This window comes from Vibrio sp. 1401, from assembly GCF_033340295.1.
Map to the genome: position 1 here is coordinate 25006 of NZ_JAWOWF010000023.1, position 11220 is coordinate 36225.

Below are 11220 nucleotides of genomic sequence, written 5' to 3' on the forward strand. Positions count from 1 at the left end.
GTTAGCAGAATAGTTAACGTTAAGTCAACCTTCTACGCAAGATATTGCTTATTAAGCAGCAGGTTGTTGTTGGTTAAGTAGCTCGTTGAAGCCTACTTCTTTCTCAGAAACCTGTGCTTTAGCGATGATCGCGTCGATTGCTTGCTCTTCTAGAGCTACGTTGCGCATGTTGTTCATCATTTCTTCGTTTTGCTCGTAGTAAGCAATAACTTCTGATGGATCTTCGTATGCAGTAGCCATTTCTTCAATTAGAGCTTTAACTTTCTCGTCGTCCGCTTTTAGCTCTTCAGATTTGATTACTTCACCTAGTAGAAGACCAACAACTACGCGACGTTTAGCTTGTTCTTCGAACAGTTCACGTGGAAGCTGAGCAGCAGCTTCTGGGTTACCACCGAAGCGTTGTGCAGCTTGTTGACGTAGAACTTGGATTTCTTGCTCGATAAGCGCTGATGGTACGTTGATGTCGTTTTGCTCAACTAGACCGTCAATCGCTTGCTCTTTGATGCGGTTCTTAACAGCTTGCTTAAGTTCGCGTTCCATGTTCTTACGAACTTCAGCTTTAAGTGCTTCAACACCACCTTCAACAACACCGAACTTAGCAACGAACTCGTCGTTTAGTTCTGGTAGTTCACGAGCTTCAACTTTGTTCACTTTGATTGCGAACTTAGCTGCTTTACCTTTTAGGTTTTCAGCGTGGTAATCCTCTGGGAAAGTCACGTCGATGTCGAATTCCATACCAGCAGTTTTACCTGCGATACCGTCTTCGAAACCAGGGATCATGCGACCAGCACCCATTTCTAGAGGGAAGTTCTCAGCTTTACCACCTTCGAACTCTTCACCGTCGATAGAGCCAACGAAGTCAATGCTTACGCGTTTGCCATCTTCTGCTGCTTCTTCAACTTCAACCCAAGTTGCTTGTTGCTTACGTAGAGTATCGATCATCTCTTCTACGTCTGCATCTTTAACTTCTGTTAGTGGTTTTTCAACAGTGATGCTCTCTAGGCCTTTAAGCTCAACTTCTGGGTAAACTTCAAAAGTTGCAGTGAAAACTAGGTCTGAACCTTCTTTGTTCTCTACAGGAGCGAAAGTTGGAGCGCCAGCTGGGTTGATTTTCTCTTTAACGATAGCTTCGATGAAGTGGCGTTGCATTACTTCACCAAGAACGTCTTGACGTACTGCTTTGCCGTACATCTTAGCAACCATTTTTAGAGGCACTTTACCCTTACGGAAACCATCGAAACGACGGTTTTTAGCGATGTTGCGTAGTTCAGCTGTTACAGCGTCTTCGATGTTTGCAGCTGGAACAGTAATGTTTAGACGGCGCTCTAGGCCCTCTAGCGTTTCAACAGTAACTTGCATTATATATAAACCTCTAAAGTGGCTCGGTTTTCCGAGCGTATGAGCGAAACTCAGAGGAGCTTACGCTTCATCCTTGTGTAGTGTTCTGTCCGAACACCTAATTTAAAATCGAGTATCGATACTGGTTGTCAGTACCGGACTAATCAGTGATATCTTCGATAAAATAACCAAAGGTATCTCCTATTAGCCTCAGGACAGAATTTTTAGACGCGACATTCTAGCGATCTGTCGCAACCCTGTCGAGCCAATAGCCACTATGTGGACATTGTCTGCGCTAAATTCTCGAATGCTGACCCATTTTTTCTTCAAAAATGCGATTCAGACACCGTCTAAGCATCGCCAGCATATCTAGAATGGGGACAATAGCGACTTTTTCAAGAGAATCGACCGGTTTTTTTATCGAAAAGCCTAAAAAGAGATCTTGCTCTTGTTTTACTCCACAGAGTTGAAAACTAAATCCCTAATCCTTCCTACAAACTATTAACATTTTCTTACGTGACCAAAGGAAGTTGTAAGGAGTGTAAGGATGTCGCAAAAAAAACGGATTCTGCTGACATTTTTTGCTTTCTATTTCCTGTGCGCAATTATCGGTGGCCATTGGGTTTGGCAGACCAGTTATCAATCTCTACTTGATAAACACCAATCACAGCTTGAGCAATTTTCTGGCCATATAAAAAATAAACTCGATAAGTACGCCCATATCCCAAATCTTCTCGCTAAAGATGATCCACTTTATCAAGCGCTTCTGCACCCCAACAACAGTGCGCAACTGGAAATCACTAATCGGTATTTAGAATCCGTTAATGGCGTGATTGAAGCAGCGGATACGTACTTAATCGATCAATGGGGTACAACGATCGCGGCCAGCAACTGGCGTAAACAGCGCTCCTTTATCGGGCGAAATTTTGCATTTCGCCCTTATTTCAAACAAGCCATTGTAGGCAAAAGAAGCCAATACTACGCACTGGGCTCAACATCTGGTAAACGTGGCTACTACTATTCTTATCCCATCATATACGCTGGCGGTGTACTTGGTGTCGTCGTGGTGAAGATGGACCTAAGTAAGATAGAGGACAACTGGCAGCAACCAAACAGTGTTTTTGTCGCCAGCGACCCATACGGAATTGTTTTCATGAGTAGCCGAAGTGAATGGCTACTCAAAAGCTTACAACCACTGACAAAAAAAGAGAAAAAGCAAGTTTGGGCAAGCCAACAATATCTTGATGCGCCAATTGAAACGCTTGGATTAGTGGGTAGTTTGGACGAGGTGCATTCTGAGCTTAAACAGGGTTACCCATACAATAAAGGAACCTTGGTGGTCTCTTCGCTGCCCCTTCCCGAACTCAAACTGACAATTCGTGTGCTGTCTCCTAAACAGTCGATCGTTTGGTTCACCATGGGTTACATCTTTGTACTCACTCTAGCATTCATGGTTTTGTTTTTAATTGGTCAGCTTATCTATCACCGTCAACAGCGTCACTTGCAACTTGAACGAATTCAACAAGAAGCAAATCAAAAGTTGGAATATCAAGTAATGGCACGGACTGCCGAGTTGCAAGCGGAGATCGCACAGCGTATCGATACCGAACAAACTTTACGCGTTACTCAAGACGAATTGGTGCAAGCAGCGAAACTCGCGGTGTTAGGACAAATGTCGGCCAGTATCAGCCATGAACTGAATAATCCACTTGCGGCAATTCGTAGCTTTGCGGAGAACGGCAAGCTGTTTCTAAAAAAAGAAAAATATGAGCGAGTGGAAGATAATCTCACTCGCATTTCTGCTCTCACTGACCGTATGGCAAATATCAGTCAGCAACTTCGCTCTTTCGCCAAAAAAACCAGTGGTGACGAGTTGGCTCAATCTCGATTGTTCCCTGTGATAGCCTCTGTAAAAGAACTGATGAAGCCCGCATTTAAATCAGGGCGCGTCACGTTAGAAACAAATTTGCCAGAGCATGATGTTGAAGTGCAGATCAATATTATTCAACTGGAGCAAGTGTTGGTCAATTTACTGACTAATGCGATAGAAGCACTCAAAGAACAACAAGACAAACAGGTAGAATTATCTGTAGAACACGATGAGCACACTGATTTAGTTTGGATTCATGTTGATGATAATGGCCCAGGACTTGGCTCTTTCTCACTTTCTGATTTATGTGAGCCGTTTCTAACCACTAAACTGAACGGTTTAGGTTTGGGTCTCTCTATCTCGCAACAAATCTTAGCCAGTATGAATGGAAAATTATGTGCCCATAATCGAGAACAAGGCGGCGCTCGATTCTCATTGTGTTTACCTATCACTTCTTACAACACTGAACCATCAAAAGGATAAGATCATGTGTCAGGTGTTTTTTATTGATGATGAGGCCGATCTCAGACTCGCTATAGAGCAGACCTTTGAACTTGCGGATATCGACGCCAAGTTTTTTGTGGATGCAGAATCGGCTTTAATAGCGATGCAGCAAGGAGAAGAAGCTGGCGTCGTGGTCACTGATATCTGTTTACCGGGCATTTCTGGTATGGATATGCTAACAACTTTGACTCAACGCGATGCAAACTTACCCGTCATCATGATCACTGGACACGGTGATATTTCCATGGCAGTGCAAGCCCTTCATCAAGGCGCTTACGACTTTATTGAGAAACCTTTTGCGCCAGAGCATTTGGTTGAAACGGTTAAGCGGGCGATTGAGAAGCGCAAACTAACCAATGAAAATGAAAAACTGCGCCTGTCACTTAAAGCCAGTAAAACCCTTGGTCCACGAGTTATTGGTGAAACCTCTAGCATCCAAATATTACGAGAGACCATCACCCAAATCGCCGATACCGACGCCGATATTTTATTGTTTGGTGAAACCGGTACAGGGAAAGAGTTAATCGCTCGTTCTTTACATGAGCAAAGCTCTCGCCGGAACCAAAACTTTGTCGCCGTAAATTGTGGAGCGGTTCCAGAGAACTTAATTGAGAGTGAACTCTACGGCCATGAAAAAGGCGCATTCACTGGCGCCGAAAGCCGTCGTATCGGTAAATTTGAGTTTGCACAAGGCGGCACACTTTTCTTGGATGAGATCGAGTCGATGCCTATCCAAGCCCAAATTCGTTTATTGAGGGTATTACAAGAGCGCGTGATTGAGCGTGTCGGTTCAAATGAATTATTGCCTTTAGATATTCGAGTGATTGCCGCAACAAAGGTCGATTTAAAACACGCAGCTGAAGAAGGTACTTTCCGTCAGGATCTCTATTATCGGCTCAATGTCGTGACCTTGGATCTCCCGCCACTACGCGAACGAAAAGAAGACATTCCAGCCCTCTTTCACCACTTTCTGTTGGTAGCAGCTTCACGTTATGGCAAAAGCTCACCTAGCTTGTCACCCCAAGATCTAGCGCAACTGATGAGCCATGACTGGCCTGGCAATGTTCGAGAACTCAGAAATGCTGCAGAGCGTTTTGTGCTATTGGGTAAGTTAATTCAGTTGGGAGAATCAAACCCAGTCGCTAAGTCTTCCTCAAGCCTTGCAGAGCAAGTGGCGGAGTTTGAGAGAGCAGCCATTGAAGGCGCTTTATTAGAAAACAACGGTAGTATTAAACAGACAATGTGCCAATTGAATGTGCCAAGAAAAACCCTTTACGACAAGATGCAGCGCTACCAAATAAATAAAGACCTTTACAAATAAAACACGTTCAAATAGCTGGCATTATATTCAACTTGAATCATAATTTTTAACAACGGGTTTATCATGGTTGTTATAGATATGAACGAAAAAGTGAGAATACCGATTGTTACAGATACCGTGCTCGTAGACGGTTGCTATCAAGAAGAGAGAAGATTCGGTGAAGAGCGTCGTAAAAATAAAAAGAGGTGGCGACACTATGAACGTCGAATTAATTCAGACCCGCGCAAAACTTGTTACAAGTCAATAGACGAAGAGGTGTGAATTCTCACACCTCTTTCTACTTTCTGGCTTCCATTACTTGGTAATGATCTCCGGCCCCATCAAGGTAGTAGGCAACCAAGTCGAAACCCATGGTACATATGTGACGATAATTAGGAACAAGAACATCACTCCAACCCAGGGTAATGCTGCCTTCACTACGTTCATCATCGACATTTTGGCAACACCAGCGGTCACAAATAAGTTAAGACCCACGGGCGGCGTTATCATTCCTATCTCCATATTCACCACCATCATTATGCCCAAATGAATTGGGTCTATACCTAATGCAATCGCAATTGGGAACACGAGCGGCGCAACAATGATCAACAAGCCTGATGGCTCCATGAACTGACCACCAATCAGCAACAAGACGTTCACCACAATCAAAAAAGTGATTGGTCCGAGACCAGCCGAGAGCATCGACTCGGTGATCATTTGCGGGATGCGTTCTTCCGTTAAAACATGCTTCAAAATTAAGGCATTAGCAATGATGAACAGCAGCATGATGGTGAGTTTGCCCGCTTCATACAGGGTGTGTTTCGTGTCTTTATGAACAAAGGTTTGGAAGATTTTAACGAGCGCAGGTTTAGTGTTTTTCTTGTCTGCAAATGGCCCCATGTCTTTGTATACAAAGTTAGCAATAAAGAATGAGTACACAGCAGCAACCGCAGCGGCTTCTGTCGGCGTAAAGATACCGCCATAGATACCACCAAGAATGATGACGACCAACAACAAGCCCCAGCTTGCATCCTTGGCGGCATCAAAAGTTTCTTTCCAACCGACAAAAGGTTGCTTTGGAAGGTTCTTGATTCTCGCGGCAATGTAAATCGCGATCATCAACATGACACCCGCCAGCAAACCGGGAATCACACCACCAAGGAACATACGTCCAACTGACACATCCGTTGCGGCTGCATACACCACCATCACAATCGAAGGTGGGATCAAAATCCCTAGCGTACCTGCGTTACAAATTACCCCAGAGGCAAACTCTTTTGAGTAACCGTTTTTGATCATACCTGCGATAACAATACTACCTATGGCAACAACCGTTGCAGGTGAGGAACCTGACAACGCGGCAAACATCATACACGCCACAACCGAAGCCATCGCCAAACCGCCGCGGAACCAGCCTACAATGGCAATGGCGAAACGAATTATCCGCTTTGCTACGCCACCCGTCGACATAAAGCTTGAAGCCAATATAAAGAATGGAATAGCCAATAGCGTGTAGTGGCCCGCGAATGCATTAAACAGCGTTTGAGCAACTGACGCTAAAGAGGCATCCGAATGCATTAAAAGGAAAAGAACACTGGAAAGACCCAGCGAAATAGCAATTGGCACGCCAACCAGCATAAAGCCAATTACCATCAAAAATAGAAATAAGATATCCATGGCTTATTGCTCCTTGTTTTTAGCGTCTTGCGAGGCCTTTGGAGCCATTACGTCTTCAGCGTCACTCATCTCAGCTTTAAGAGATTCGAGCTCTTCCTCCGCTTCATGTCCTGCAATCAAGCGATCGAGCTTACCAGTAGCGATTTGCCACGTGACTTGAACAAATCTAAACGTTAGTAGCGCCATTCCAAGTGGCAAAGCGAAGTAAGGAATAAAACGTGGCAGCTTTTCATAACGCTCTCCCTCATTTAACCAGTCGGCCATGAACTGGAGTATTTCAGGCATCGGAATATCGTCCGTTTCATACCACGCTCGGTCAGTAGCGAACGGATACCAGTAGTTCCAAGCGCCAATTAACAGCAAAATAGAGAAGGCTAAGCAACACATTGCTGCAAAAAGCGCCAGGGCTTTTCGTTTACCTTCCGGAACGATGTTAATAATGACATCGACACCAATATGAAAGTGTTTTTTCACACCATAAGATGCGCCAACCAACACCATCCATGCGAACATGAAAACGGTGAGCTCAAGCGCCCAAAGAATATTGTCGTTAAAGACATAACGAAAGATGACATTGGCAAAGGTCAGCAAGGTCATGGCACCCAAGAAGAAAGCAATCAAAGTCTCTTCAATGGCATCGGTGATTCGTCCAGCCTTGGCAAAAAAAGTCTGTTCCATAATTACATCACGTCGTCTGTAGAGGGAAAGAGCCCCCTTAGTTTGAGAGGGCTAAATGTGCTAGGTGTTATTATTTTTGGTTAGACGCCAAAGCGGCTTCGATTAGGTCAGAACCAATGTCTTTTTCGAACTTCTTCCATACTGGTTGAAGTGCAGTGACCCATTCTTGGCGCTGTTCTGGCGTTAGAGTACGAACCACACCACCGGCTTCGATGATATTGTTCTTATTCGCAAGGTTTACTTTGGTTGACTCAGCATTACGCTGCGCAGTTACCTCTTGAATAATGGTATTTAACTGCTCGCGCTGATCATCTGGTAGGTTTTTCCAGAAGTCGTTTGACGTCACAACTAAGTAATCCAGAATTCCGTGGTTCGTTTCCGTAATGCCATCTTGAACTTCGAAGAATTTTTTGCCGTAAATGTTTGACCAAGTATTTTCTTGACCATCAATAACCTTAGTTTGCAAGCCACCGTAAACTTCTTTGAACGACATTTTTTGTGGGTTAGCACCTAGCTGCTCAAACTGAGCAACGAGTACATCAGAGGCTTGAACACGGAACTTAAGTCCTTCAGCATCAGTTGGAGAAATGAGCGGCTTGTTGGCTGACATTTGCTTCATGCCGTTATGCCAAAACGCAATGCCTTGTAGGCCACGACGTTTCATTGAATTTTTCAGCTTTTCACCCGCTTCCGAGTTTTGGAAACGGTCAACCGCGTCGACATCATCGAACAAGAAAGGAAGATCGAATAGGCGGTACTTCTTGGTGAATTTCTCAAACTTAGAAAGAGAAGGAGCAGCGAGTTGAACATCACCATTCAGTAGCGCTTCCAACACTTTGTCATCATCATAAAGTGTTGAGTTAGGAAACACCTGCATACAGACTTTACCGTTCATCTCTTCGTTGACGCGCTTTTCAAGTAACGAAGCCGCGATGCCTTTAGGGTGTTTGTCCGCGTTCGTTACATGGCTAAACTTGATGACCGTTTCACCCGGGTCACAATTTGCGGCAGCATTAAAACTGGTAACAGCAAGTGCAGAGACAGATAGTAGAGTTAGAGGCTTAAACATTATTATTCTCCTTGTTGAATCACATCCCATCCCGTCCATGAGTAACTAGGTGTTAGGCGATGGGTACGGATGTTCAACAAAGAGCAATTAATGGACCATGTTAAAATTTATATGTATTTCAATAAATTAACATGGCCCATTAACATGAATCCGAAGTGTAACGAGTGAATTCCACCCAAGAAAAAGATACAAATGGGTGGAAAATGACCCATTTATGAAGAACAGCTTATCTCCATTTTCTTCCCCCATTCCGGCGGCAATTTCGCGTAATCATCAAACTCGGGTTGCTCATCAAATGGGCGTTTTAACAGTTCGGCCAATCGGTGTAATTCGCTAAGGTCCCCTTCTTCCGCTTTATCAATCGCCAACTGAGCCAAGTAGTTACGCAAGATGTATTTGGGATTGGCTTGACGCATCTGTTTGCAACGCTGTTCGGTTGAAATCAGGCCCCCTAGTTCATCAACCTCTAGCTCACACCGAGCTAAGTACAGATCAAGCCAAGCTCGCGCAGCTTCTCGGTCGAGAAATAAATCGATTACGGCTTGGGAAGGCGCATTATCAAGATTTGAAAGTGTTCTGAAGAAGCGAGTGTAGTCCGTTTTGTTCTGGTGAAGAAGCTCAAACATAGCTTCAAACAAACGCCCATCTTCCGCTATCTTGGTTTTTAAGCCCAACTTCTCACGCATGAGGCGGCTGAACTGCTGGCTTAAATGAACTTCAAATTGACTCAACGACGATTCTAAATCTTCTCGTTCAACGAGTGGCGATAGCGCATGCGCCAGTGCTGACAGGTTCCAAAGCGCAATTCTAGGCTGTTGATCAAATGCGTAACGACCCTGGTAGTCTGAATGATTACAAATGTATCCCGGCTCATAATCATCAAGAAAGCCAAACGGACCATAATCAAAAGTTTGCCCAAGAATTGACATGTTATCGGTATTCATCACACCATGCGCAAAACCAAAAGCTTGCCAATATGCGATCATCTCGGCTGTTTTAGTCACGATGGCGTCAAACATCGCGGCATATGGTTTCTCCACCGATGCACAATCAGCAAAGTGCCACTCAATCACCTTATCCGCCAACAGCTTCTGCTCTGCTAACTGGTTGGTGTAAAAGAAATGCTCAAAGTGACCGAATCGAACGTGGGTTTCAGCCATTCGAAGTAACAAAGCGCCCGATTCCGTTTTTTCTCGATAAACAGGTGTATCACTGACCATCATACCGAGAGCACGTGTCGTGGGAACCCCAAGGCCTGCCATGGCTTCACTGCACAGGTACTCACGGATAGTCGAGCGTAATACCGCTCGCCCATCTCCCATTCGCGAGTAAGGCGTTAGCCCTGCACCTTTGAGGTGAAGATCAAACCAAGTACCATCCTGATGCTCAATTTCTGCCAACAGTAATCCACGTCCATCGCCCAAATCTGGGTTGTAAACGCCAAACTGATGGCCTGCATATTTCATCGCAAGAGGACGAAATTGTTCGAATTCACTTAGCCCGGAAAAAACCGCCAATAACTCATCGTTTTGCTCTTCTGGTAAACCAAACTGCTGTGCAAACTCACCATTCCAAGCGACCCAGCGAGTGTTGTCCAAGGGTTGTGGCTCGACCAACGTATAGAACGCTGACGGTAATTGACTAAAGCGATGGGTGAAATTGACCCGTTGCCAAATGGACATGTAGGGTTCCTTAATAAAAAGAAGTACTGTTGTGAGTATACGTGTGAATGTCCCTGTCATTCAGCCATGAAATGGGCATGGGTATTTTGCGTGAATAACGCGAAGGCGGCAGGAAGGTATCAACCTGCCGCAGACCGTCTCCTAAACGGAGGTAGCATGTAAAAACGATCAAAGGGTTAAGCGGAAAATTCTTCACCCGTTTTTGGTGGCTGTGATGGCGTATCAAAACGAGCGCGTTCGATATCCACTACCGTTTTATAGCTCAACGATAACAATGCCAGCTGGTACGCGCCAAAAATACCATAGGCCACACCGACGAGGCTCAACATAAAGAGATTCGTAAAGTGGCTAAAGATCAGCTGACTGAGCAAGCCCGCACCCAATGGAATTAGTCCCATCAAAATGAATACTTGTTTGTTGTATGCTCTGCTCTGGTTCCACGAACGACGCAAACTGCGCGGTTGATGATCCATTGCAGTCGCTGGCAACACAAATGACCATCGCGCCATTACCCAATAGCCAGGAACGCTTGCAATCGTTGTGATAATAGCCATAGCAACAAAGTCGGCTTCACCACTTTCTGCAATGTAGATAAACGACAACACAAAGATCGGGATACCAATAACGAGCATCATCATCAGTCCAAACAGTATCCACCAGCCTATGAAACGGAATTCTCGCGCTGACAAACGAAATACATCCAACGCCGAGTGCATGTAATCACCGACTAAATAAATTCGATGCACACGCACAGCCGCCATAGCGGCAACAAGTGGGTACAAAATAATTGTGACGAAATAAAATCCTGAGACATTGCCTTCTTGAACGTTCGCTTGATCTTGCCCCGTCATTTCAGGATACATAAAAGCAAAAATTGAGTGCACGATAATCAACGGAATACAAGCAATAACAATTGCGAGTAGATTCCTTCTGACCATCACTGCCGCTTCTCGGCATATTTCCGAAACAGAAAAGCCCTCGGTAGACATATAACATCCTTAGTTCATAAAAATCGGCCCCTAGGGTAACCGCAGAGTAGAAAAATCGCTTTAAAAATAATGAGAAACACATCTCATAAGATAATGAGAACGAAACCAAAATA

9 protein-coding genes and 1 pseudogene are annotated in these 11220 nt (G+C 44.6%); 3 read left to right on the forward strand and 7 right to left on the reverse strand.

Going from position 1 to position 11220, the window contains the following annotated elements; genetic code table 11:
- Window positions 1-51: 51 nt before the first annotated feature.
- Window positions 52-1359, reverse strand: a complete 1308-nt coding sequence (gene tig / locus R7Z77_RS13250) for a trigger factor (RefSeq protein WP_005382251.1) — start codon at window positions 1357-1359, stop codon at window positions 52-54.
- A 274-nt stretch (window positions 1360-1633) separates the two neighbouring features.
- A pseudogene (locus tag R7Z77_RS13255) lies at window positions 1634-1846 on the reverse strand (hypothetical protein).
- 39 nt (window positions 1847-1885) lie between these two features.
- On the opposite strand from R7Z77_RS13255, the gene R7Z77_RS13260 reads away from it, so the two are divergent.
- From R7Z77_RS13260 to R7Z77_RS13270, 3 genes are all read left to right on the forward strand, one after another.
- Entirely contained in the window at window positions 1886-3691 is a 1806-nt protein-coding gene (locus R7Z77_RS13260) for an ATP-binding protein (protein ID WP_017819921.1), read from the forward strand.
- A gap of 4 nt (window positions 3692-3695) precedes the next feature.
- Window positions 3696-5033, forward strand: a complete 1338-nt coding sequence (locus R7Z77_RS13265; RefSeq protein ID WP_017819922.1) for a sigma-54-dependent transcriptional regulator — start codon at window positions 3696-3698, stop codon at window positions 5031-5033.
- A gap of 78 nt (window positions 5034-5111) precedes the next feature.
- Window positions 5112-5294, forward strand: coding sequence for a hypothetical protein (locus tag R7Z77_RS13270; protein ID WP_021034161.1), 183 nt, complete (start codon window positions 5112-5114; stop codon window positions 5292-5294).
- A 33-nt stretch (window positions 5295-5327) separates the two neighbouring features.
- On the opposite strand, the gene R7Z77_RS13275 is transcribed toward R7Z77_RS13270, so the two are convergent.
- The 5 genes from R7Z77_RS13275 to R7Z77_RS13295 form a co-directional block, all read right to left on the reverse strand.
- On the reverse strand, window positions 5328-6689 hold the full coding sequence (locus R7Z77_RS13275) for a TRAP transporter large permease (protein ID WP_005382255.1): 1362 nt from the start codon (window positions 6687-6689) through the stop codon (window positions 5328-5330).
- Window positions 6690-6692: 3 nt separating this feature from the next.
- Complete coding sequence (locus tag R7Z77_RS13280; RefSeq protein ID WP_005384308.1) at window positions 6693-7367, reverse strand: TRAP transporter small permease; 675 nt, start codon at window positions 7365-7367, stop codon at window positions 6693-6695.
- A 70-nt stretch (window positions 7368-7437) separates the two neighbouring features.
- The gene (locus R7Z77_RS13285; protein WP_017634784.1) at window positions 7438-8436 is read right to left on the reverse strand and encodes a TRAP transporter substrate-binding protein; all 999 of its coding nucleotides are present in this window, start codon (window positions 8434-8436) and stop codon (window positions 7438-7440) included.
- A 212-nt stretch (window positions 8437-8648) separates the two neighbouring features.
- Window positions 8649-10118, reverse strand: coding sequence for a protein adenylyltransferase SelO (locus tag R7Z77_RS13290; protein ID WP_085569944.1), 1470 nt, complete (start codon window positions 10116-10118; stop codon window positions 8649-8651).
- 176 nt (window positions 10119-10294) lie between these two features.
- Window positions 10295-11107 carry a hypothetical protein gene (locus R7Z77_RS13295; RefSeq protein ID WP_005382260.1) on the reverse strand — a complete coding sequence of 271 codons (813 nt, stop codon included), beginning with the start codon at window positions 11105-11107 and terminating at the stop codon, window positions 10295-10297.
- Between the last annotated feature and the right edge of the window lie 113 nt (window positions 11108-11220).